This window comes from Demequina sp., assembly GCF_016278775.1.
Classification (GTDB): domain Bacteria; phylum Actinomycetota; class Actinomycetes; order Actinomycetales; family Demequinaceae; genus Demequina.
The window spans coordinates 1-23063 of the sequence record NZ_JADQBF010000115.1 but is presented as its reverse complement, the minus strand read 5'-3'; the positions used below and the strand labels follow the sequence as shown (position 1 = coordinate 23063).

General features: G+C 67.9%; 18 protein-coding genes, 1 tRNA gene and 1 pseudogene. 6 read left to right on the top strand and 14 right to left on the bottom strand.

Going from position 1 to position 23063, the window contains the following annotated elements:
• Positions 1–63 precede the first annotated feature (63 nt).
• On the bottom strand, positions 64–1134 hold the full coding sequence (locus QZZ33_RS12480) for an NAD-dependent epimerase/dehydratase family protein (protein ID WP_291380372.1): 1071 nt from the start codon (positions 1132–1134) through the stop codon (positions 64–66).
• Between the two features lie 32 nt (positions 1135–1166).
• On the bottom strand, positions 1167–1937 hold the full coding sequence (locus QZZ33_RS12475) for an IclR family transcriptional regulator (protein WP_291380371.1): 771 nt from the start codon (positions 1935–1937) through the stop codon (positions 1167–1169).
• A 105-nt stretch (positions 1938–2042) separates the two neighbouring features.
• On the opposite strand from QZZ33_RS12475, the gene QZZ33_RS12470 reads away from it, so the two are divergent.
• Positions 2043–3059: an alcohol dehydrogenase catalytic domain-containing protein gene (locus QZZ33_RS12470; RefSeq protein WP_291380370.1), complete on the top strand. Its 1017-nt coding sequence runs from the start codon at positions 2043–2045 to the stop codon at positions 3057–3059.
• A 19-nt stretch (positions 3060–3078) separates the two neighbouring features.
• Here the strand turns inward: QZZ33_RS12470 and QZZ33_RS12465 are convergent, their stop codons facing one another.
• From QZZ33_RS12465 to QZZ33_RS12455, 3 genes are read right to left on the bottom strand one after another with little or no spacing between them, the layout of a single operon-like run.
• Positions 3079–3906, bottom strand: a complete 828-nt coding sequence (locus QZZ33_RS12465) for an aldolase/citrate lyase family protein (protein ID WP_291380369.1) — start codon at positions 3904–3906, stop codon at positions 3079–3081.
• Positions 3903–4874 carry an SMP-30/gluconolactonase/LRE family protein gene (locus QZZ33_RS12460; RefSeq protein WP_291380368.1) on the bottom strand — a complete coding sequence of 324 codons (972 nt, stop codon included), beginning with the start codon at positions 4872–4874 and terminating at the stop codon, positions 3903–3905. Before QZZ33_RS12460 ends, QZZ33_RS12465 begins: the two co-directional genes overlap by 4 nt.
• A gap of 14 nt (positions 4875–4888) precedes the next feature.
• Entirely contained in the window at positions 4889–6601 is a 1713-nt protein-coding gene (locus QZZ33_RS12455; RefSeq protein WP_291380367.1) for an IlvD/Edd family dehydratase, read from the bottom strand.
• 112 nt (positions 6602–6713) lie between these two features.
• Between QZZ33_RS12455 and QZZ33_RS12450 the strand changes: the two genes are divergently transcribed.
• From QZZ33_RS12450 to QZZ33_RS12440, 3 genes are all read left to right on the top strand, one after another.
• Entirely contained in the window at positions 6714–7499 is a 786-nt protein-coding gene (locus QZZ33_RS12450) for a GNAT family N-acetyltransferase (protein WP_291380366.1), read from the top strand.
• A gap of 77 nt (positions 7500–7576) precedes the next feature.
• Positions 7577–8095 carry a hypothetical protein gene (locus tag QZZ33_RS12445; RefSeq protein ID WP_291380365.1) on the top strand — a complete coding sequence of 173 codons (519 nt, stop codon included), beginning with the start codon at positions 7577–7579 and terminating at the stop codon, positions 8093–8095.
• Between the two features lie 122 nt (positions 8096–8217).
• Positions 8218–8970, top strand: a complete 753-nt coding sequence (locus QZZ33_RS12440) for a sulfite exporter TauE/SafE family protein (RefSeq protein ID WP_291380364.1) — start codon at positions 8218–8220, stop codon at positions 8968–8970.
• Positions 8971–9018: 48 nt separating this feature from the next.
• Here the strand turns inward: QZZ33_RS12440 and QZZ33_RS12435 are convergent.
• From QZZ33_RS12435 to topA, 6 genes are all read right to left on the bottom strand, one after another.
• Positions 9019–9094: transfer RNA gene (locus tag QZZ33_RS12435), tRNA-Thr, on the bottom strand.
• A 92-nt stretch (positions 9095–9186) separates the two neighbouring features.
• The gene (locus tag QZZ33_RS12430) at positions 9187–10728 is read right to left on the bottom strand and encodes an alpha/beta hydrolase (RefSeq protein WP_291380363.1); all 1542 of its coding nucleotides are present in this window, start codon (positions 10726–10728) and stop codon (positions 9187–9189) included.
• Between the two features lie 21 nt (positions 10729–10749).
• Complete coding sequence (locus QZZ33_RS12425) at positions 10750–11910, bottom strand: DNA polymerase III subunit delta' (RefSeq protein WP_291380362.1); 1161 nt, start codon at positions 11908–11910, stop codon at positions 10750–10752.
• Positions 11907–12584: a dTMP kinase gene (gene tmk, locus QZZ33_RS12420; RefSeq protein ID WP_291380361.1), complete on the bottom strand. Its 678-nt coding sequence runs from the start codon at positions 12582–12584 to the stop codon at positions 11907–11909. Before tmk ends, QZZ33_RS12425 begins: the two co-directional genes overlap by 4 nt.
• A 65-nt stretch (positions 12585–12649) precedes the next feature.
• Positions 12650–13648 carry a Gfo/Idh/MocA family oxidoreductase gene (locus QZZ33_RS12415; protein ID WP_291380360.1) on the bottom strand — a complete coding sequence of 333 codons (999 nt, stop codon included), beginning with the start codon at positions 13646–13648 and terminating at the stop codon, positions 12650–12652.
• Between the two features lie 206 nt (positions 13649–13854).
• A complete protein-coding gene (topA, locus tag QZZ33_RS12410) occupies positions 13855–16548 on the bottom strand; it encodes a type I DNA topoisomerase (RefSeq protein ID WP_291380359.1) in 2694 nt (897 codons plus the stop codon).
• Positions 16549–16695: 147 nt separating this feature from the next.
• On the opposite strand from topA, the gene QZZ33_RS12405 reads away from it, so the two are divergent.
• On the top strand, positions 16696–17514 hold the full coding sequence (locus QZZ33_RS12405) for an inositol monophosphatase family protein (protein ID WP_291380358.1): 819 nt from the start codon (positions 16696–16698) through the stop codon (positions 17512–17514).
• Positions 17515–17564: 50 nt separating this feature from the next.
• Here QZZ33_RS12405 and QZZ33_RS12400 read toward each other — a convergent pair whose 3' ends face one another.
• The 3 genes from QZZ33_RS12400 to QZZ33_RS12390 form a co-directional block, all read right to left on the bottom strand.
• On the bottom strand, positions 17565–18275 hold the full coding sequence (locus QZZ33_RS12400) for an anaerobic ribonucleoside-triphosphate reductase activating protein (protein ID WP_291380357.1): 711 nt from the start codon (positions 18273–18275) through the stop codon (positions 17565–17567).
• Positions 18276–18284: 9 nt separating this feature from the next.
• Positions 18285–20138, bottom strand: coding sequence for a ribonucleoside triphosphate reductase (locus QZZ33_RS12395; protein ID WP_291380377.1), 1854 nt, complete (start codon positions 20136–20138; stop codon positions 18285–18287).
• A 224-nt stretch (positions 20139–20362) separates the two neighbouring features.
• Positions 20363–21919, bottom strand: coding sequence for a methyltransferase (locus QZZ33_RS12390; RefSeq protein ID WP_291380356.1), 1557 nt, complete (start codon positions 21917–21919; stop codon positions 20363–20365).
• A gap of 280 nt (positions 21920–22199) precedes the next feature.
• Here QZZ33_RS12390 and QZZ33_RS12385 point away from each other — a divergent pair.
• Positions 22200–23063 (top strand): annotated as a pseudogene (locus QZZ33_RS12385) (hypothetical protein); the annotation flags it as partial.

The following is a 23063-nucleotide window of genomic DNA, read 5'->3' as shown; positions in this document are numbered from 1 at the left end:
TCCATGGCCGAGACCCGCCACCAGGGTCCAGGGTCACGCGTGCTCAACTCACGCGTGGCGGAACTAGGACGCGTCGCGCTCCAGCATCTGCTCGACCATCTCGACCAGCGAACCCCGCATCGGTCGATACGTCACGCCCAGCCGCTCCTTCGACTTGCTGTTGTCCGCGGCGAACGCGTGACCCACGTTGCCCTCGACGTAGCGCCTGCTGATGCCCAGTAGCGGCGCGATCAGCCACAGCAACCACTTGGGCATGGCGTAACGCGGCAGCGGCAAGGCGGACCCGAAGTGCTCCCGCAGGGTGGTGCCCAGCTCAAGCGTGTTGGTTCCGGGCCCGGAGACGATGTGGCGGCCCTCCGCGTGGGATAGGAAGCCAGCTGCGAGGTGCGCCCGCGCCAGGTCGCGCACGTCCACCACGCCCAGGGCTACCCGCGGGGCTCCGAGGCGCATTTGCCCGCCGATCAGCTGGCGCACGATAGCGAAGCTTTCCGACGTTGGCGCCTGCTGGAGCGACGGACCGATGACGAGCGACGGGTTGATGACCACGAGTCGCCAGCGGTCCTGAGCGTCGGAGATGCGCCAGGCCTCCCTCTCCGCCTCCGTCTTGGATAGGTTGTAAGGCTCGTAGTCGAGCGAGGCGGTGCTGTTCCACACGTCTTCCGTCAGTTGTCCCTCGGGGGCGGCGGCGCACTCCGAGGCGTCCGTGTAGATGGCCGCACACGAGCTGGTGACGACCACTCGCGTTACGGTGCCTACGGCGTTGGCCGTCTCGAGCACGTCGCGAGTGCCACCCACCGCCGGGTCCACCAAGTCGCGCTGAGGGTCCTCCACCTTGCGCACAAAGGGCGATGCCGTGTGGAAGACGACGCCGCAGCCAGCCATCGCGGTGGCGTAGGAGCCTGGCTCGGTGAGGTCTCCCGCGAAAAGCTTCAACGTGCCGGGGGCCGCCTCCGCGGCGGCGGTGAGGTGCGCGACCTTCTCCGCATCGTCTGGGCTTCGCACCGCCGCATGCACCGTCGCACCCGCCTCGAGCAGGCCCTGCACAATCCACCCGGCCACGTAGCCGGTGGCTCCCGTGACCAGCACGGGATGGGTGATGTCGATGTCGATTCCGGTCAGGTCAATCTGTGTCACTGCTACTCCAAAGGGCGCGTTCTGTGCCGGTCCTAGACGATCGAAACCGCAACGGCGCGCAAGTCATCCACACTATCGATCAGCGTGGACAGCGGAGTGCGATACGCGAGCGCGGAGACGCTCAACGCCCCTTCGCCGCTGGGAGTCACCACGCGTACGGCGACGCAGTTGATTCCCGGCTCGTTTTCTTGGTCGTCCACCGCGAAACCGCGCTCCCGCACTAGGGCGATGTCCTTGGCCCACTCGGCGTCGTCGGTCAACGTGTGGGCCGTGCGCTGCTCCACGGGGTGGTCGGCCGCCCACTCAAGCGCCTCGGCCGTCGTCGCGAGGCGGTGCGCAAGGATGGCCTTGCCCATGGCCGTCGCGCGCGCGGGATTGCGTCCACCGATGTATGACGTCAGCCGGATAGAGCCCGCTGCAGGATCGACCTTGGCGCGGTACACCACGTCTCCCCCTTCGAGCACTCCGTAGTGGGCGATCTCTCCAAAGCGCTCCGCGAGTTGACGCAACGCGGGCATCACGCGTGCCGCCTCCGGCCGCGACTCCTGATACGTGAACGCGAGCCTCAGGAACTCGTCGCTCACCGCGTACCGGCCGAGCGACTCCCGCGTCGCGAGTCCCGACCTGGTGAGCGATCCGAGCGCACGGTGAACGGTCGACTTGGCGCTGTCGAGGGCGACGGCCAAGTCGTCAAGGCTCGCCCCATCCGGGCGCCGCGCCAACTCGATGAGCAGCGCCAGCACGCGGTCGGAGCCCACCAGGCGCGCGTCGGCGGCTCCCGGCTCGTCCTCTGGCTTCACCATGGACAGGACCCTACCAGCCCATTCTGTTTATTGGAATTGACTTCGCTCTATCTGAAACTGATTACACTTGGGCCGTTGCCCTCACGCCCCAGTGGAAGGACCCGCATGCGCGCCTTCGTCATCACCGGACCAGGCGTCGGCGCCGTTGCCGACGTGCCCGAGCCCGTCGCCGACCCTGGCCAGGTCATCGTCGAGGTAGACCGCGTCGGCGTATGCGGGACCGACATGGAGTTCTACAGGGGCGACATGACGTACCTCGAGTCGGGCCACGCCACGTTCCCCATGCGCATCGGCCACGAGTGGTGTGGCCGGGTGGTCGACGTAGGCGCCGACGCCGATGCGGCCTGGGTGGGGCGTCGCGTCACGGGCGACACGATGCTCGGTTGTCGCGAGTGCGCCCGATGCTTGGGTGGCCGCCAGCACTTGTGCGAAGAGCGCTACGAGATCGGCATTCGCCACGGTTGGCCAGGGGCCCTCGCCGAGCGGCTCGTGGTGCCTGCTTCCTCGCTCGTCGCACTGCCGGACGAGGTCGACTCCGTTCTTGGCGCACTAGTGGAGCCGGGAGGCAACGCCCTGCGGTCCGTGCGCGGCGCGAATCTTCGCCCAGGCGACTCCGTGCTCGTGATCGGCGCAGGCACCATTGGCCTGCTCGTCGCCCAGATCGCACAGGCTCAAGGAGCCGAGGTGCACCTCGTCGGCCGTTCCGAGCGCTCGTTGAACTTCGCGAGGAGCCTCGGTTTCACGCGCACCACCACCCTGGAGGGCCTGGACCGCAAGCACCCCTTCCATGCCGTCGTCGACGCCTCCAATAGCAAGGGCGCCCCCGCGCTCGCCGTCGACATCGTGGAACCCGGTGGACGCGTCGTGCTGGTGGGGATCGCGGGCGAGCCGAGCCTGATCGACACCCGTGAGGTGGCCATCAAGGACGTGACCGCCGTAGGAATCCTGTCCGCGTCCGGCGGGCTGGAGGAAACGGTCGACCTCTATGCCACCGGCGCGGTTGACCCACGTCCGCTCGTGGCCGCCACCGTCGGCCTGGACGCCACCGCCGCGATCCTCGCCGGTGAGCGACCCGCCGACGCGGGACCTGGGCCGAAGTTCCACATCGACCCCCGCCGCTAGTGCCGCGGAGCACCCCAGGTCAGTAGGGCTTCGAAGTCCCCGGCGCCCGCGCGTCGTCGCTCCCGCGAGCCTGGCGCAGCGCCTCCAACGCACCGTCGGCAAGCAAGCCGGTGTCCTGGGCAACCGTGACCATCGAGGCGCCGCGCGCGATCCAGTCGCTGCCCATCTGAGGATCAGAACAGTGGAGCCCCGCTGGCACGCCCGCGGCCCGGCAGGCATCCACGATCTTCTGGATCAGTGCCGCCACGTCAGGGTCATCCCGGTAGGTGGCGCGGCCGTACCCACACGCGAGGGCGAGGTCGTTGGGACCGATGTAGATGCCGTCGAGTCCCTCCGTCGCCAGGATCGCGTCGAGGTCGTCGATGGCCTCTGCCGTCTCGACCATGACGATGCACGCTACGCCTGCATCTTGCTCGGCGGGAGGCAGTGCGCCGTCCGAGCGGACGTAGCCCCACATGGGGCCCCAGCTGCGCACCCCAACCGGCGGGAAGCGACAGGCACTCACCGCGTCCGCCGCCTCAGCCGCGGACGAGATCATCGGCACCACCACTCCCGAGGCGCCTGAGTCGAGCGCCCGCATGATCTGGGCGGGGTCCTTCCACGGCACGCGAACCAGGGGTGCAGTGCCAGCGGCTCGCATCGCCTGGGCAAGGATGGGCAGTTCGGTGAAGGTGGTCACTCCATGCTGGAGGTCGACGATGATGTAGTCGTACGGCAAGCCCCCCACGAGCTCCGCCACCGACATGTCGGGGATGGAACTCCAGATGCCGTAGGCGCCGCCACCCGCGATCGCGGAGCGCAGCCGGTCCGCCGCACGGGCCGTCGTACCGTGACTTGCTTGCATCATTCCTCCTTGTGAGCCGCCGGGCGGCGCCGGTCGGGACGTGTCGGTCTGGAGTCTCTCGCGCACGGGCGCCAGGCTCGGGTGCGCAGGCCTGCGATGGGAGTCCGGACGGCCAAGAGCCGCCCGTCCACAGCGTCGGCGTGGGGCGAAACTGGCGACCCTTCGCCAGCGGCGCTCGTCACCACGAGCAGGTCGAGTTTGGGGCCCACGAACGCACAACTGGTGGTGAGACTCACGCCGGTGTGCAGGACGTCGCGCTGCGTGCCGTCGGGCGCGTAGCAACGGACCTCGCCCTCGGCCCACATGGCAACCCACAGGTCGCCCGTGCTGTCGACGGTGAGCCCGTCGGGCCAGGCCTCGCCCGTGTCGATCAGCACGCAAGGAAGGCCCACGTAGTTGGTGGACGGGTCGTAGGACCGCGCGTACACCCGGTTGCGCCTGGTATCAACGTGGTACATGACCTGCCCGTCTGGGCTCCACGCGATGCCGTTGGAGAGGGTCAGTCCCTCGTCGAGCACCGTGACCGTGCCGTCGTGCTCGAGGCGCCACAACTGCTCGTCCCCCGGGGCCCCGCCCACGAGCAGGCTGCCCACCACGTACCTCCCGGCCGGGTCGCACGCCCCGTCGTTGAGTCGGCGCGGCTGTCCTTCCGGGATCAACTCCCACGTGGCCACCGTGGCTCCTGACGCGTCGCGATGCTCCAGATGCCGTGCGGCGGCAAGGAGGAATCCGCCGCCCTCGGCGTGCACCGCGGCGCCAAGGGTGCCGTCGACCGCAAGTACCGTTCGCGTGGGGCCCACTCCCTCGCCAGTCACGGGGGCCTCGTAGAGCACACCGCGGTCGATGTCCACCCACCGCACCACCCCAGCGTCGGCGTCCCACGTGGGACCCTCGCCGAGCGCGCACACCACGTCGGACACAGGGCTCGGCCGGCCCCCCGCGTCGGTGCCGCTTAGCGCGTCAACCCTCACGTGTCACACCTCGCTCAATGCGATTCCCGCGCCACACGGGAGCCGCTGGCGCCGACCAGGAAGTCAAGGTCGGCACCCGTGTCCGCCTGCATCACGTGGTCGATGTAGAGCCGTTCCCATCCCCGCGTGGGCGCGGCATAGGCGTCGACGGTCGCGGCACTTGCGGTGCGGGCCGCGAGTTCGCCCTCCGGCACGTCGAGTGTGAGGCGACGCCCGGCCACGTCCAGCTCGATCCAGTCCCCGTTCTGCACGAGCGACAGGGGACCGCCCGCCGCAGACTCGGGAGCCACGTGGAGCACCACGGTGCCGTAGGCGGTGCCGCTCATGCGGCCGTCGCAGACGCGCACCACGTCGCGCACCCCCTGGGCCAGCAACTTGGCAGGAAGCGGCATGTTCGAGACCTCCGGCATTCCCGGATAGCCCTTGGGCCCGCAACCGCGTAACACCATCACCGAGTCGGCATCGACGTCCAGGTCGGGATCGTCGACGCGAGCGTGGAAGTCCTCGATGCTGTCGAACACGACGGCGCGGCCGCGGTGTTGCAGCAGGTGCGCGGAGGCCGCAGCGGGCTTGATCACTGCGCCTGCGGGAGCGAGGTTGCCCTTCAGGACGGCCACGCCAGCCTCGGCGATGAGGGGCTCCTCGCGAGTCCGGATCACCTCCCTGTCCCAAATCTCGGCGCCGTCAAGGTGCTCCACCAGGGGGCGGCCGGAGACTGCTAGCGCGGCGGGATCGAGCAGATCCCTCACCTCGTTGAGCACGGCGGCGAGGCCGCCAGCGCGGTAGAGGTCATCCATCAGGAACCGACCCGCCGGCTGCAGGTCTACCAGTAGCGGAACGCGTGATCCGATCCGGTCGAAGTCCTCGAGCGTCAGGTCGACCCCCACCCTGCCAGCGATGGCCAGGAGGTGGACCACCGCGTTCGTGGAGCCGCCGATGGCAGCGAGCGCCACGATCGCATTGTGGAAGGCCGCGCGCGTGAGGATGTGGCTGGGCCGGAGGTCGGACCGCACCATCTCCACCGCCAGCCGGCCAGCGGCGTGCGACTGCTGCAGCAGGCGAGAATCGGGAGCTGGGATGCCAGCCGTCCCTGGCAACACCATGCCCAATGCCTCCGCGAGCAGGCCCATCGTCGACGCCGTGCCCATCGTGTTGCAGTGGCCCTTGGAGCGGACCGTCGACTTCTCGCTGTCGGTGAAGTCCTTGTTGGTGATGGTGCCGGCACGCACCTCCTCTGACAGGCGCCATACCTCGGTGCCGCAGCCCATGGGGCGGCCGCGGAAGGTGCCGGTGAGCATGGGCCCGCCGGGGATCACCACGGCAGGAAGGTCGACGGACGATGCCGCCATCAGCAGGGAGGGAATGGTCTTGTCGCAGCCGCCCAGGAGCACGACGCCGTCGATGGGGTTCGCGCGCAGCATCTCCTCTGTCGCCATGGCCGCCATGTTGCGCCACAGCATCGCGGTGGGCCGCACTTGCGTCTCGCCCAAGGAGACAACGGGGAGTTCTAGCGGGATGCCGCCCGCCTCGTAGACGCCGTCGCGGACGGACTTCGCCACTTCGTGTAGGTGCACATTGCACGGGGTGAGGTCCGACGCAGTGTTGGCGATCGCGATCTGCGGGCGTCCTTCGAATGCGCTATCTGGAGCGCCGCGCCTCATCCACCCACGGTGGATGTACGCGTTGCGGGTCTCGCCCTCGTACCACTCGTCGCTGCGCAATGGCATGCGTTGGCCTTTCCGTTTATCAGAATCCCTTGCTAAGTATAGAAAAGATGCCTCCAGCATAGACCCGCGACGGGCGCCCAGAATGGAACGGGCGGCCCGCTAGCATCGCACCATGCGTGACCTCCCACCCGGTTGGGCAACCGACCTCGCGATTCTTGAGCATGCTGGCTCCCTCATCGAGGACCGTGGAGACCATGTGCTGGTCCGCAGCCCACACAACCCCGACTTCCACTGGGGCAACTGCCTGTTCGTCACCGACCAAGCCGCCGTCAACGACGCAGCCCGGTGGGTCACGACATTCGAGTCGGCCTTCCCTGAAGCGGACTGGGTGGCGTTGGGCCTGACGAGGATGCCGGACGACGGCGACGCCTGGGCCGCGCACGGGCTCGAATTGGAACTGGACGAGGTCCTCACCACGAGCACCCTCCCACGGCAGACGGCCCCTCCAGAGGGCTACACCGTGCGCCGCCTTGACGGCCAGGACTGGGAGAGTTCCGTGGGAAGGATGGTCGCCGAGAACCTCCGCACTGGCGAGCATGAGGCGCGGGCCCACAAACGGTTCGCCAGGGCGCAAGCGGCAACGCAGCGCGCACTCTCCGATCGCGACGTCGGCGCCTGGTTTGGAGCCTTCGCGGACGACGCGCTGGTCGCGGAACTTGGCATCGTCCGCTGCGGCGCGATGGCGCGGTACCAAAGCGTCGGCACGGACGAGGAACACAGGGGCCGCGGCCTCGCCTCCCACCTGCTGGGCGTCGCGGCACAGTGGGCCGCTGGCCAGGGTTGCGACCGATGGGTCATCGTCACTGAGGCGACCAACCCCGCCGGTCGTGTCTACCGCCGCGCGGGTTTTGAGCCTGACAGCGGCAACGTCACGGCGTACCGGACTCCGCGCGCCTGAGCGCGGCTTTGCTCCCCACCACAGCGTCATGTAGACAGGAGCGATCAGCACCACCGAAGCCCGACAGAGGGGAAAGCGTGCGACTTGCCTTAAGAGCGATCCTGGCGGCCGCCATCGCGGTCGCTTACGCACTGGCGATCGGGTACCTGTCCATCAGGGTCGAGTATCTGCTGGCCGGGCTCGACCTGGGATGGACGGACGATCCCTACGTCGTTGACCCCCAGTTTCCCCTGCAATACCTGGGGCCTATCGCGCTACTGAGCGCGCTGTGCGCCGCCTACATCATCTGGCGCCTGCGCCGTGGCGGCCGCGGCGGCTACGCCGAGGCGGCCGCCTTCGTGGCCGTACTCCTCGCGGTCGTCGTGTGGGGCATCGTCACGTACGAGTCACCCACCGCCGTACACACACTCGACCTGTCAGCGACCGCCAGGTGGCGCTACGCAGCACTCAGCCCCGCGCTGCACACGGTGATGGTCCTGCCGGTCGTGGTCGCGGTCGCTCAGGCGATCGGCGCAACGTTCGGCAAGCGGACCGTGCGCAGCGCTGGCCAGGACGACACCCCCGACGGGAACCCGTACGCCCCTCCCGTCGACTAGGCCGCCATGGCGTCGGCGCGCCCTTCTCGTGCGCGACAAGGGGAGCGGGCAGGATTGCCCTCGACCTGTCCAGAGACGAGTCTGCGTACGTTCACCTGTGCACGTGAAGAATGGACACACCCATGCTTGAGTTGCTTGGCGGGTCGCTGGCGGTCGCCTTGCTCATGGGTGTGGCTGCGGTCGTCATCGGCTTCTCCAAGACGGCCCTGGGTGGCCTCGCGGCCATCTCCGTCACCATCTTCGCGACGATTCTGCCCGCCAAGGAGTCCACGGCGGCGATCCTCGTGCTGCTCATCGTGGGTGACTTCGTCGCAGTCTGGCACTACCGTCAGGACGCGGACTGGTCCCTGATCCGACGACTCCTACCGGCCGTGCTCCCCGGGCTCGTGCTCGGCTCGCTCTTTCTCCAGGTGGTGTCCGACGGCGTCCTGCGCCGCAGCATCGGCGTCGTGCTGCTCGCGCTCGTCCTTGTCCAACTCGTGGTGAAGTGGCGCAACGTGACTCCCGCATCCACCGCACACGAGCACCGCGCCGCGGCGTGGACGGCGGGGACCGCCGCGGGCTTTGCGACGATGACTGCCAACGCCGCAGGCGCGGTGATGACGCTCTACCTGTCCGCCTCTGGCATCGACAAGCGGCGCTTCATCGGCACCAACGCGTGGTTCTTCCTCATCGTGAACCTGGTCAAGGTGCCGTTCTCGGTCAGCCTTGGGTTGATGCACTGGGACGACGTCGCGCGCGCCGGGCTGCTCGCGCCGCTCATCCTGCTCGGCGGGATTGTGGGGTACGCGACCGTGCGCCTCATCAGCCAGCACCGCTTCGACATTGCGGTGCTGATCGCCTCGGCCGTCGCGGCCGCGGCCCTGTTGCTGTGAGCAGCCAACTCCACGCCGCCACGTCCTGCCCCAGCAAGACCGGGCCCATGGAGCCGCCTAAGGGAATCGAACCCTTGACCTATTCATTACGAGTGAATCGCTCTGCCAACTGAGCTAAGGCGGCGGGCGCCACGGATGGCGCGGTCAGTAAGTCTAGCGCCTACCGACGGCACGCCAAATCGCCACCCAAGGGATGCGTCAGCGGGGCTAAACGGGTCAGCACTGGATGCCGTCTTCCGGCACCACCCCGTCCACCAGGTAGGCGTCGACCACGTCGGTCACGCACTGATTGGACCGGCCGTAGGCCGTGTGGCCCTCGCCCGTATAGGTCAGTAGCGGCGCGCCCAGGTCTTGCGCGAGCGCCTCCGCCCACTTGTAGGGGGTGGCCGGGTCGTTCGAGGTGCCGATCACCAGCAACGGGTTCGCGGATTGTGCGGCCGCGTCCAGATCACTCAGCACCTCGTCGGCCGCATACGGCCACCCCTCGCAACCGCCTGATCCTGCGAACCACCAGCCGAACGTGGGCGCCACCTCCTGAACCTCGCGGGCGAAGTCGCGCTGATCGACGATGGTCCACTCCTCATCGTCGCCCGTGGAGTCGAGGCAGGAGATCGCGGTGAAGGCCACGCCAGAGTTGCCGTTCCAGTCGCCCGTCTGCTCGTTGCGGTCCAGATAGAAGTTGCCGAGGGATGAGAAGATGCGCGCCGTCTCCGTCTGCATCACCTCGTTGAGCGCGAGTTCCAGGTACTCCCAGTTGGCCTCGTCGTAGAGCGTCACGACCATGCCGTAGATCATGAGGTTGCCGTTGACCGGTGTCGCGGAATCCGCAGGGTACGGCTCCTCAAGAGCGTTGAGCGCAATTTGCGCCACCTGACGGCGCGCTGTCTCCACGTCAGAGTTGAGCTCGCACGACTCCCGTGCCACGCACCAATTCAGAAAACTCGTGAGTGCATTCTCGAAACCGGCCGCCTGTTGCAGGGACTGCTCGGTCGGGTCGAGCAACACGTCCACAGCGCCGTCCAACACGACGCGGCCCACGTTCTGCGGGTAGAGCTGGGCGTAGGTGGCGCCCAGCTGCGTGCCGTACGAGAAGCCCAAGTAGTGCAGCTTCTCATCACCAAGGACTGCGCGGATCACGTCCATGTCACGTGCTGCGCTGACCGTGTCGATGTTTTCGATCAGGCGGCCTGAGAGCTCTCGGCAGTTCGCGGCAAAGGCCTGGTTGCGCTCCCGCGCGTCGTCCAACTCCGCTTGCGTCTCGACGATGAAGTCCTCGAGGTAGTACTCGTCGAGCGTGTTGCCGTCGCCGCAATCGATCGGGGAAGACTCTCCCACACCCCGCGGGTCGAAGCCGACGATGTCGTAACTGGTCATCAGCTTCTCGGAGGCAAGATTCTCGACGTTCTCTACCAAGTCGATGCCGGAGCCGCCGGGCCCACCCGGATTGATGAGCAGCGAGCCGACGCGCGAGCCTTGGTTATCTGCCGGCCGACGCGACAGCGCCAGCGCGAACGTGGGGCCGTCTGGTTCAGACCAGTCGAGCGGCACATCGATGCTCGCGCACTCCAAGTCCCCGCACGTGCGCCACGTGACCGTCTGCTGGTACACGGCCGACACTTCCGGACTCTCCGGCGGGCCGGAGCGGCTGGGGCCCTCGTCGGTGATCGGCGTCGGCTCCGCCGACTCCTCGGTCCATGGCAGTACGGAACACCCGGCGAGCAAGACCGCGACGGCGGTGGCGAGGACGATGCGTTTCATAGGAAGAGGGTATGCGGTCTGTCAGGCGCGCGGGCGCAACGCCAGGATCATGGCCTCGATCGCGAGGAGCGGTTGCACGTTGGAGGAGAGCCGTTCGCGAGCGGTGGTGAGTGCGTCGATGCGCGCCATCGTCCCGTGTAGGTCGGTGCGGGCTGCAAGCTCGCGGATGCGCCCCTCGTGCGCCACGTTAGTGAGGTCGGTGGCCGCGCCGAGTTGCACGGCTGCCACGTCGCGGTACAGGGACATGAGGTCGGTCATCGCCCGGTCAAGCACGTCGCGCTTGTGCCGCGTGGCACGCCGCTTCTGGTCCTCCTCAAGTTCCCTCACTTGAGCGCGCAGCGCCGGGGGAATCGTGCCCGTCTCCGCGCCGAGCACAGCCAGCAACTCCGCCTTCTCTTGGGCGTCGCGTTCCTCCGTGGCAGCCGCGGCGTCGTCCTCTGCGACAGACACGAGGTCGGTGGCCGCAAGCACTGCGTCGCCCACTCCCCTCACCTCGGTGGCGAGCGCGAGCACCTGGTCACGCCGAGTCCGTGCCTTGGGGTCGCGTGCCAGCCTCCTTGCGATCCCGATGTGGCTTTGGGCGGCGAGCGCACACTCGTGGGCCAACTCCGGCTCCACGCCGTCGCGTTCGATCAGCAGGCGCGCCACCACCTCGGCCGGTGGGGTGCGCAGGGCCACCACGCGGCACCGCGAGCGGATGGTCACCGAGACGTCGTGCGCGTGCGGCGCGCACAGCAGCCATACCGTGCGCGGCGGCGGCTCCTCGATCGCCTTGAGCAGCACGTTCGAAGTGCGTTCCGTCATGCGGTCCGCATCCTCGATGATGATGACGCGCCACCGGCCCTCGCTCGGTGCGCGTTGCGCCAGCATCGACAGGTGCCTGACCTCCTCGATGCCGATGGTGACCTTCTCGGTCGCCATCAACGTGACGTCGGCATGGGCGGCGGTCAGCGCCGTCTTGCACGCCTTGCAGTCGCCGCAGCCGCCACTGGTGCACTGGAGCGCGGCCGCGAAGGCGCGTGCGGCGTGCGACCTGCCGGAGCCAGGTGGCCCCGTAATCAGCCACGCATGTGTCATGGCAACCGGCCTGTCGACGGCCGCGCGCAACGCCGCGATCTGCGCATCTTGGCCCACCACGTCGGCCCACACTCCTGGCAAGGCAACACTTGCGGGCGCGGTCACGGCGTCCCCCACGGCTCCACACCGGGAGACTCCGGATCAAAGGCCGTGGTGCCGCCCACCCGCTCAAGCGCGGCCAGAACGGAGGCACGAACGTCGGCCGCGACGTCGGCGATGGGACGCGCAGCATCGATGACGGCGTAGCGTTGCGGCGCGAGCGCGGCGCGGTCCAGGAAGCCCTGGCGGATGAGGTTCGCGTGGGCGACGGTCTCCCGCTCCACCCTGTCCAGGTCGCGCGCAAGGCGGTCGGCGTGCGGCTCCATGTCGAGCACCACCGTCAGGTCGGGCAGCGCGCCCTCCGTCGCCCACAGGGAGACGCGCTCCACCATGTCACCCAAGCCGCGGGCAAGTCCCTGGTAGATCACGGACGAGTCGATGTAGCGATCTTGGACCACTACGTCACCGCGCTCCAACGCGGGGCGCACCACGGACGCGATGTGATGGCCGCGATCCGCCGCATACAGCAGCGCCTCCGCGTGAGGTTCCACGTGATCGCCGTGCATCACCGCTTGGCGCAGTTCGACACCCAAGTCTGTACCACCCGGCTCACGCGTGGTCAGGACGGTGCGAGCCCCAGCGTCGGCGCTTGAAAGCCACGCTGCCAGCAGGTCGATCTGCGTGGACTTGCCCACGCCGTCGCCGCCCTCGAAGACAATCCAGAACCCGCCACCAGCCATGCGCCTACGGTACCGGCAACGGCCGACGCGACGTGGCGCGCGGGAGCAGGTACGGCGCGGGGGCCTTACTGCTCGTTCGGGTAGCGCAGGCCGATCTGGCTGCGCACCAGATCCATCAGCGCCATCACCTCGCGCGTCGCCTTCCACGGCATGATCGGGCTCTCAGTGAGACCCGCGGCGATCCCGCGCGCGACCTCCGCCGCCTGGAACTGGAAGCCATTGTCAACGCGACCGTCGAACTCGCGGATCGTGACGTCGTCCTTGACCACGCGAATGGTGGTGGGGGTGTAGAACCAGCCGTCGACCTCGATCCGGCCCTCAGTGCCGATGATCTGGGCGGTGTTGGCAGACTTGGACACCATCGAGGTGTGCAGCGACGCCTGCGCACGGGGGTAGTCGAAGATCATGGCCACCTGGTTGTCGACACCGCCGTCGGTGAGTTGGCCGACCGCGGTGACCTTGTCGGGTACACCCAGGAAGGTGTGGGCGAACGCAATGGGGTACACGCCCAGGTCCAGCAATGCCCCTCCTGCGAGGTCGGCGCGGTACATGCGCGGCACGTGCGTCAGCGCCTGGCCGTGGTCGGCAATCACACACGTGACCTCGCCGATCTCGCCCGCAGCGATCGCCGTCCGGAGCTCGTAGACGTGCGGCAAATGGCGCGTCCACATCGCTTCCATGACGAATACGCCAGCCTCTTCTGCGGTGACGAGAATCTCCTCGGTCTGCAGGGAGTTTTGCGCGAAGGCCTTCTCCACGAGCACGTGCTTGCCGGCCTCGATCGCCAGAATCGCCGGCTCATGGTGGTTGTTATGGGTGGTCGCCACGTACACGGCGTCCACGTCGTCACGCGCCACGAGGTCGGCGTACGACTGATACGCGTCGCCGGCGTCGTGCGCCTTCGCGAAGTCCTGCGCCTTCTCGAGCGACGACGCAGACGCGACCGCCACCACCGAGGACGAGGTGTAATCCTTCACTGCTTCGGCGAACTTGGCGGCGATGCCGCCAGCGCCAAGGATTCCCCAACGGATCGCGGGTGCTGTCATCGGATCTGGTGCGCTCATCCCGCCACCATATCTGAACCAGGGGGCGGCGCCGCAAGAATCTCTCGCTGCCGGGGGGAGTTGACGAGTCACCTACGTGGCTTCCACGAGTCACGCGACGGTGCTGGCGCGCGGAAGCGCCAGGCGAGCGCGAGCCGAGGTGCAAAGCGGAGCGGACGTAGGCATGCCTATCGAGGCGTCGGAGCGCGCCGGGCCGGCCGCGCGCGCTACTTCTTCTTGGGAGCTGCCTTCTTGGGGGCTGCCTTCTTGGCGGCAGGCTTGCGCTTGGCAGGTGCGCGCCTGGCCGGCTTCTTGGCCGGTCCCTTTGCGCGCTTGTCGGCGAGCATCTCCACGGCCTTCTCTGCCGTGAGCGTCTCCACTGTCTCCCCGCGCGGGATCGTCACGTTGGTGGTGCCGTCGGTGATGTAGTCACCGAAGCGCCCCGACTTGGCGACGATCGGCCTCTCGCTCACGGGGTCAACACCAAACTCGGCGAGCGGAGGCGCCGCTTGGCGGCCTCGCCCGCGCTTGGGCTCCGCGTAGATCGCGAGCGCCTGCTCCAGGGTGATGTCCAGCAGCAGATCCTCGGAGTCGATGGTGCGCGAGTCGGTGCCCTTCTTCAGGTAGGGCCCGTAGCGACCGTTTTGCGCCGTGATCTCCGCGCCGTCTGCGGGGTCGACGCCCACCACTCGCGGCAGCGACATCAGGCGCAAGGCGTCGTCGAGTGTGACGGTCTCCAACTGCATCGACTTGAACAACGACGCGGTGCGCGGCTTGTCCTTCGAACCCTCCGGCATCACCTCGGTCACGTAGGGGCCAAAGCGGCCAGCCTTCGCAACAATCGGCAGGCCCGAGTCGGGGTGGGTTCCCAGCTCGCGCTCGTCGCCGCCCTGGTTGGCGAACAGTTGTTCGGACAACGCGACAGAAAGCTCGTCAGGCGCCGTGTCTTCCGGCACGGAGGCGCGCTGGGTCTCGCCGTCCACCTCGCGTTCGATGTAGGGCCCATACCGGCCGACGCGCAGCGAGATTCCCTCGCCCACGGGGAACGTGTTGATGGCGCGAGCGTCGATGTCGCCCAGGTCGGCGACCAGGTGCTTGAGGCCCTCGTCGCGTCCGTGGCTCGCGCCCTCCGTGCCCAAGTAGAAGTCGGACAGCCAGTCGGTGCGATTGACCTCGCCCGCGGCGATCTTGTCGAGGCCCGCCTCCATGTCGGCGGTGAAGTCGTAGTCGATCAGCCAGTCGAAGTGCTTCTCGAGCAGCCCCACAATCGAGAACGCGATCCACGTGGGAATGAGGGTCTGGCTCACCACGCGCACGTAGCCGCGGGCCACGATCAGGTCCACCGTCGACGCGTAGGTCGACGGCCGCCCGAACTTGCGGTCCTCGAGTTCCTTGATCATGGAGCCCTGCGTGAAGCGCGGCGGCGGCGTGGTCGCGTGTGTGACCGGTGCGAGGTCCGTGGCTTCCACTGCCTGGCCCTCGGCCAGCTGCGGGAGCCTCGACTCCTTGTCCTCGATCACCTTCGCCTCGTCGTCCTCGTAGCGGGCCTTCTCGCGGGACTCCTCATAGGCGGCCATGAAGCCCTGGAACGTGATGATCGTTCCCGACGCGGAGAACTCGACGGCGTGGTGGTTGGCGCTCGTGGCGCCGATGCGCACGGTCGAGGTGGTGCCGGCCGCGTCCGCCATCTGGGAAGCGACGGTGCGCTTCCAGATCAACTCGTACATGCGGAACTCATCGCCGCGCAACTCGGCGCGCACGGACTCTGGCGTGCGGAAGGTGTCTCCTGACGGGCGGATCGCCTCGTGCGCCTCTTGGGCATTCGAGTCCTTGCTGGAGTACACCCGTGGCGAGCCGGGCACCGAGTCGGCGCCGTACAGCTCGACGGCTTGCTTGCGCGCGGCCCGCACGGCCTCGCCAGACAACGCAGGCGAGTCGGTACGCATATAGGTGATGTAGCCGCGTTCATAGAGGCCCTGCGCGACCCGCATCGCCTCGCGCGCTCCCAGGCGCAGCTTGCGGCTGGCTTCCTGGATCAGGGTCGACGTAATAAACGGCGCAGCCGGACGACGCTTGTAGGGCTTGGAATCGACGCCCACCACGGAGAAGACCGCGTCTGACAGCCCGGCCGCGAGCGCCCCTGCGGCGCCGGCCGTGAGGTGCGTGACCTTGCCGGGGTCGGCGGTCAGCGACCCGCGGTCGTCGAAGTCTTTGCCGGAGGCCACTCGCTTGCCGTCGACCGACGCAAGCTTCGCGCCAAAGGTGCGTCCGGCGTCGGCGCCGTCCTTGGCAGCGAAGGTCGCGGTGAGGTCCCAATACTCGGCGGCCTGGAACGCCATACGCTCGCGTTCGCGGTCCACCACCAGCCGCAGCGCGATGGACTGCACGCGGCCAGCGGACAGGCCCGGCGCGACCTTGCGCCACAGCACGGGCGACACCTCGTAGCCATAGAGGCGGTCGAGCACACGGCGGGCCTCTTGGGCCTCGACCAGCTCCATGTCGACCTCGCGAGGGTGCTCCATGGCGCGCATGATGCCCTCTTTGGTGATCTCGTGGAACGCGAGGCGCTTCACCGGAACCTTGGGCTTGAGCACCTCTAGCAGGTGCCACGCAATGGCCTCCCCCTCGCGGTCCTCATCAGTTGCGAGGTAGACCTCGGAGGCGTCCTTGAGCTTGGCCCTGATCTCGGCGACGACCTTCTTCTTCTCGGGACTCACCACGTAGAAGGGCTCGAAGCCGTTTTCGACATCCACCGCAAACTTGCCAATGGAGCCCTCGCGCTTGCCCGCAGGCAGCTCGCTCGGCTGCGGAAGGTCGCGGATGTGGCCCACGCTGGAAACGACGTCGTAGTCGTCGCCCAGGTAGCCGCCGATGGTGCGCGACTTGGTGGGAGACTCCACGATGACGAGCTTGCGGGCCATGAAAACCTGACTTCTGTGAGGGGTGCGCCTCAGGGTCGAGACCGTCACAGGATACATACGGTGAGCAAGGACCCTGTCTTTGTCCCCCGTGGGGCCACCGGGACTCCAGGCGCATCGGCGGCCAGTACAACCTGACACGATGGGGTGGTGACCCTCCCCCAGAACACCATCACCGCCGACCTTTCCCTTGCCGTCATCGCGGCCATGACGCGCGCCGCAGATGCTGAGATCATGCCCCGTTGGCGATCGCTCGCCGCCGCTGAAATTCGCACCAAGTCGCACGAGTGGGACTTGGTGACCGACGCCGACGTTGAGGCCGAGAGGCTCCTGACGGTCGCCTTGCGGGACCTGCTCGACGTGACGGTGGTGGGCGAGGAGGCGACCGCCGCGAACCCCTCCCTGCTGGACGAGGTGGGCACCGGCGAGCCGTGCTGGGTGGTTGATCCCGTGGACGGCACCCGCAACTTCGTCGAAGGCAAGGAGACCTTCGCGTGCATGGTCGCCCTCATTGACGGCGGTCGCACGCAGGCCGCGTGGATCACGTACCCCACTACCGGCAGCGAGCTTCACGCCGCGAGGGGCGTCGGCGCCTTCCTTGACGGTGCGCCCCACCGGGCTCCTGAGCCTCCCGCGCCCGACGCCTTGCGCGGCGCCGTCGCGACCACGGTGGGGGCGACTACGGACGACTACGTGCTCGCCAGGGCAGGCACGCTTGGTCCGGCAGTGCCCATCAGGTTTTGCGCTGGCTGGGACTACTTGGACGTGGTCATCGGCGAAACGGACTACGTGTCGTTCACGCGCACGTTGCCGTGGGACCACGCTCCTGGAGCGCTCATCGCAAGCGAGGCTGGCCTGCTGGCGGCGCGATTTGACGGAAGCGAGTACCTGCCGGGAGACGGGCGCTCCGGGATCCTGACGGCGCACCCGAGTGTGTGGCAGCGCGTCAGCGACGGCCTTGCCCGCTAGGCACAAGCGCGGCTGACCGCGGCTCTGTCGCTGGGGGCGCAGCGCGGCGTCTACCGAATCGCGAGTTCCAGATGGTCGCGCTCCGTCATCACGTCCCGCAAGCGCAGTCGCCCCAGCGCCCTCTGGTAATCCTCGGACGTGCCGTCCGGTCTCGCCTCCTGCAGCACGGGCCTTGGCCCACCCATCGCTTGCACGCGACGCACCACCGACCACACGTCGTCGCGGGTGTGATGCGTGGGATCCACCGTGAGGCGCACCTCGAGATCACCACCCCACGCCACGGCAATCGCGAGCGATTCCCATGCCTTCGCGCCCGATGCCCTGCTGCCCGTGATGTCCTCGTAGCCCTGGGGCATCGCCTTGATGTCGAGACCCAGCCAGTCGCTGTAGCGGAGCGCCTCTCGCAAGCGCCCGGGGTACGCGCCCGCAGAGTGCAGCCCCACCTCGAACCCCAGGGCCACGGCCTCTTGCATGGCGGGTATGAGCGCCGCCTGGCGCGTGGGCTCACCACCGCTGAAGACCACGCCGTCCAGCTGTCCGACGCGGTCGGCCAAGTGAGCGGCGACCGTCGACCAGGGCAACACGCCCTCCGTTCGCATAGCTTGCATCCCGATGTTGTGGCAATAGGTGCAGCGCCACGGGCAGCCCTGAGCGAAGACCGTCGCTACCAGCTTTGTCGGCCAATCAACCGTTGAGAAGCGCTCGAAGCCGGCGATCTGAAAGTCATCGGCGTGGACTCCGGCACCCTCAACGCGGACCATGATTGCCGCTCACGCGGACCGGGGAACGGGCCTGCGAGTATCCGTGCCCTCACGGAAGTGGAGGCGCTCCGCGTGCTCGCCCTTCTTGCCAATGTTGAACGACTGCACCGGCCGGTGGTAGCCCATCACCCTGGTCCACACCTCGCACTCGGTGAGCCTGTCCTCTGCCGCGCACAGCGGGCAGGTGGGCTGCTCGCCGTCGAGGTAGCCGTGGCTGGGGCAGATCGAGAACGTGGGCGTGATGGTGATGTACGGCAGGCGCGCGGTCTCCAGGGTGCGCTTGACGAGCATCTTGCACGCGTGAGACGAGCTGACTCGCTCCCCCATGTACAGGTGCAGCACCGTGCCGCCCGTGTACTTGGACTGCATCTCGCTCTGGCGTGCGACGGCCTCGAATGGGTCGGACGTGAAGCCAACGGGCAGTTGCGACGAGTTCGTGTAGTACGGGTTCTCGTCAGTTCCGGCCTGCAGGATGCCCTGGTAGCGGCGCCTGTCCTCCTTCGCGAAGCGGTAGGTGGTGCCCTCGGCCGGGGTGGCCTCGAGGTTGTACAGGTGGCCGGTGGCCTCCTGGAACTCGACCATGCGGTCCCTGACGTGGTCGAGCACCTCCAACGCGAACGCCTCGCCTTCTGGCGTGGTGATGTCGTCCACGTCGTCGCTGAAGTTGCGGATCATCTCGTTGATGCCGTTGACGCCGATGGTGCTGAAGTGGTTGCGCAGTGTCCCCAGGTAGCGCTTGGTGTAGGGGAACAGGCCGTCGTCGATGGCCTTGCCGATGACCTCGCGCTTGACCTCGAGGCTGTCGCGGGACAGTGCAAGCAGCCGGTCGAGCGCCGCGTACAGGCCCTCCCTATCGCCCTTGTGGAGGTGGCCCAGGCGGGCCATGTTGATGGTCACGACGCCGAGCGAGCCGGTCTGCTCCGCTGAACCAAACAGGCCGTTGCCGCGCTTGAGCAGTTCGCGCAGATCCAACTGCAGACGGCAGCACATGGAGCGAACCATGTGCGGCTCGAGGTCGGAGGAGATGAAGTTCTGGAAGTACGGCAGTCCGTACTTGGCGGTCATCTCGAACAACGCCTCGACGTTGGGGCCGTCCCAGTCGAAGTCCTTGGTGATGTTGTAGGTAGGGATGGGGAACGTGAACACGCGTCCCTGCGCGTCGCCCGTGGTCATCACGTCGATGTACGCACGGTTGATCATGTCCATTTCGGCTTGGAGGTCGCCGTACGTGAAGTCCATCTCCCTGCCGCCGATGACGGGCACCTGGGGGCGGAGGTCTTCTGGGCAGATCCAGTCGAAGGTGAGGTTGGTGAAGGGCGTCTGAGTGCCCCACCGTGACGGCACGTTGAGGTTGTAGATGAGCTCTTGGACGCCCTGACGCACCTGTGTGTAGTCCAGGCCCTCGAGGCGAATGAAGGGCGCCATGTAGGTGTCGAAACTCGAGAATGCTTGCGCCCCGGCCCACTCGTTTTGAAGGGTGCCCAAGAAGTTGACGATCTGCCCCACGGCTGAGGAGAAGTGCTTCGCGGGGCTGGCCTCCACCTTGCCGCCAACTCCGTTGAAGCCCTCAGCCAAGAGGGTGCGCAGCGACCAGCCAGCGCAGTAACCGGAGAACATGTCGAGGTCGTGGATGTGGAGGTCACCTGCGCGGTGAGCCTCGCCCACCTCGGGCTCGTACACGTGACTCAGCCAGTAGTTGGCGATGACCTTGCCAGCCGTGTTGAGGATGAGCCCGCCGAGCGAGTAGCCCTGGTTCGCGTTGGCGTTGACCCGCCAGTCACGCCGAAAGAGGTACTCCTCAATGGAGTCCTCCACGCTGATGAGTGGGGTGCCGTTGCGCGGCGTGGTGATGTCGATGCCCATGGTGCGGGGCGCGGCCTCGGTGGCGTCTGGGGCGTCTTGGATGGCGGTCACAGTTCTCCCTGATAGAGCGAGGGGCGACGGTTCGAACACTACATCTAGTGGCACCATTGCCCGCGAGTACCTACATCTAGTGTTCTACGCCTCTTCCCGCCGGGGCATCCGGGACCAATGTCCCGGATCCGCGGAACTTGCGCTTTGCGCCACCCGTGCGCCGCCCCCTCGCGCTACTCGCGCACCAGCATTCCGTCCCGCGCCAGGTCGCGCACCGCGGCCGCGAGCCCCGCGCGCATGGCCGCCGCCTCGACATCTAGCAGCGCCGCCAGCGCCGTGGCGATCTGTCCGCCCGTCAACTCGCCATCGCACGCGCCCACAAAGCCGGCCAACGCCGTATCCGCCTTGATCGCCCTGCCAAGGCCGCCGCCTTGGCGGATCAGAATGTGTTCCGGGTCGGCGAGCGTCGGTCTGCCGTAGGTCTCGCGCGTGACGTCGGGCGCCACCACCCAGCGCTCGCCCAGCACCTCGTCGTCGTTGCGGGCTACCAACCAATCGTGGGCGGCCAACACCTCGCCGATGTGCGGCCCAAGCGGCTGCGCCAGCGCACCCTCGTGCTCCTCCAGCCTGCGCAGCGTCGGCACCTTGCCGAGCGGGCGCCTCAGCGTCACGATGCCGAAGCCGACCGCCTCGACGCCGCGCGCGGCGAAGTCCGTCAGGTAGGCCTCGTAGGCCGCGTCGTACGCCCCACGGTCGCGCTCAGGGACCACTCCTGCATCGCGCAACCACGTCTCGGCATACTCCGCGGCGTCGAGCAGGTCCCTCTGAATGATCCACGCGTCCAGGGGGACAGTCGCGTCGTCTAGCCACTGCTCGATGCGCTCCCGCCAGTCCTCGCCAGCGCGCACCTCCCAGTTGCCAAGCATCTGCGCCACACCGCCTGGCGACAGCACCGTGCCGACGTCCCTCAGCAAGGCGCGGACGATGCCGTCCCCTCGAAGGCCGCCGTCGCGATACTCGAAGCTCGGGGCGCCGGGAGGGGTGATCACGAACGGCGGGTTCGAGACCACCAGATCGAACAGCTCCCCCGCCGCCGGCTCAAGGAGCGAGCCGTGCCGAAGCTCCCACTCTGCTGGCGGGGCGTTGAGGCGGCGGTTGAACTCTGCGAACGCGAGCGCGCGTCGTGAGATGTCGGTGGCGACCACGGCGTCGGCGTGGAGCGAGGCGTGAAGCGCCTGAATCCCGCAACCGGTGCCCAAGTCGAGCACTCGACCTACCCGGTGTCGCATCGTGGCGGAGGCGAGTGTGGCGCTCGCGCCGCCGATGCCAAGCACGTGGTCTCCCCTCAGTCGCGCGCCGGTGACGGTCTCGCCCAGGTCGGACGCTACCCACCACGTGTGATCGCCGTCGGCATCCGTGAAGGTATACGGCCGGAGGTCCGCGGCCGCCCGTACCCGGGCGTCGTCACCGTTCCCGCTTGTGACCACCAGGCCGCACCGCTGCGCGCCGTCTACGGTGAGCGCAGGCAACGCGCGTTCCGCCTGCGCACGGGTCAGCGTGTCCCCCAAACTGAACAGCCTGGTCAGGAGCGCGACCGGCTCGTCACTGCTGCGGGCCGCAAGGCGGGCGGGCACAATCTGTTCGCGATCGAGGGCCCGGACCGCGCTGTCCCCCACCAGCGCCGACACCGCGTCGACCGTCCACTGGACAAGGTCGGCACGCAGGGACAACGCCGCGGCATCGTCGATCGCGACGGGCAACGTGCTGGCGTCTTTGGCTTCGCTGCCCATTCGTTCTCCTCCAGGTTCAGGTGCCCAGGAACTCTACTCGGAGACCGGTCGCCCCCCCATCCTGGGGGCTGGCGGTGGAGTCCGCCACACCGCTTTGACTTGCGACGTGCTCGCGCCGAGAGTGGCTAGTAGTGGCGACCGAAGTCAACGGTGCCTTTGGTCGCTACGGGAATCGTGAGGGCGGTGCCCACGACCATTCCTCCGTCGCCGTGAGACCGATCTCCCGGAGGTTTCCCTCACCGCGGTACAGCCGCGCCTTGTGCACGCCCTTGGAGCGTTCATGTTCACCAACGTAGGCACCCCCACGACACCCCTCACGCGCACGATCCCCGCTCGGCGGATGCTCGCCCTCGTGACCATGGCGGCCATGCTCATCGCAGGGTTCACCCTCACCACAGCCATCCCGGCCCAGGCCGCCGTCATCCCAGTGGGCGACGGCAGCTACGCAGAAGGAACCCCGCCAGGCGGCGGCGTACCGATGGGGTGTGGCAACGCCCCCGTCGCTGACCCCCGCGAACACACGACGGAGAACTTCCCACCCGGCGCGATCCCCACCAACGACTGGTGGACGTCCCTGCTGTGGCGCAAGTTCAACTGCGCGGCCGTGTCAGAGAACCTCATGGCGCACCCGCTCGCCCTCCACGCGTACACCAACGGCCTCGGCCTGAGCTACCCGACCGAGGTGCAGATCTCGGGCACTGACACCGGCGTGGGCGAGTACCACTACCCCTACGCCGAGGACGTCCGCATCGGGCTCGCTGGCCTCGACGCCTCCGGCAAGGTAGACGACTACTCCGACTGGACAGTCAGCACGGTGTGGGACAACGGCTCAAGCAGCCTGCGGACGACGTTCGGGCACGGCCTGCCGTTTGTCTACGCGACAACGACAGGTTCGGCCGACGCTACCCTCACCACCACGGGAACGCCGACGGTGTGGTCGTCCTCAGGCGCCACGATCGGCTTCACGGCGAACGGCCACGACTACGCTGCCTTCGCCCCTTCCGGCGCGACGTGGAACGTGTCCGGCACGACCCTCAGTTCATCGCTCGCTGGCGAGTCGTTCTTCTCCGTCGCCGTCTTGCCGACCACCTCGGAGTCCACCGACGCTGAGCGGGACGCCGCGCTGGCTGCTTTCGCGCCGTAT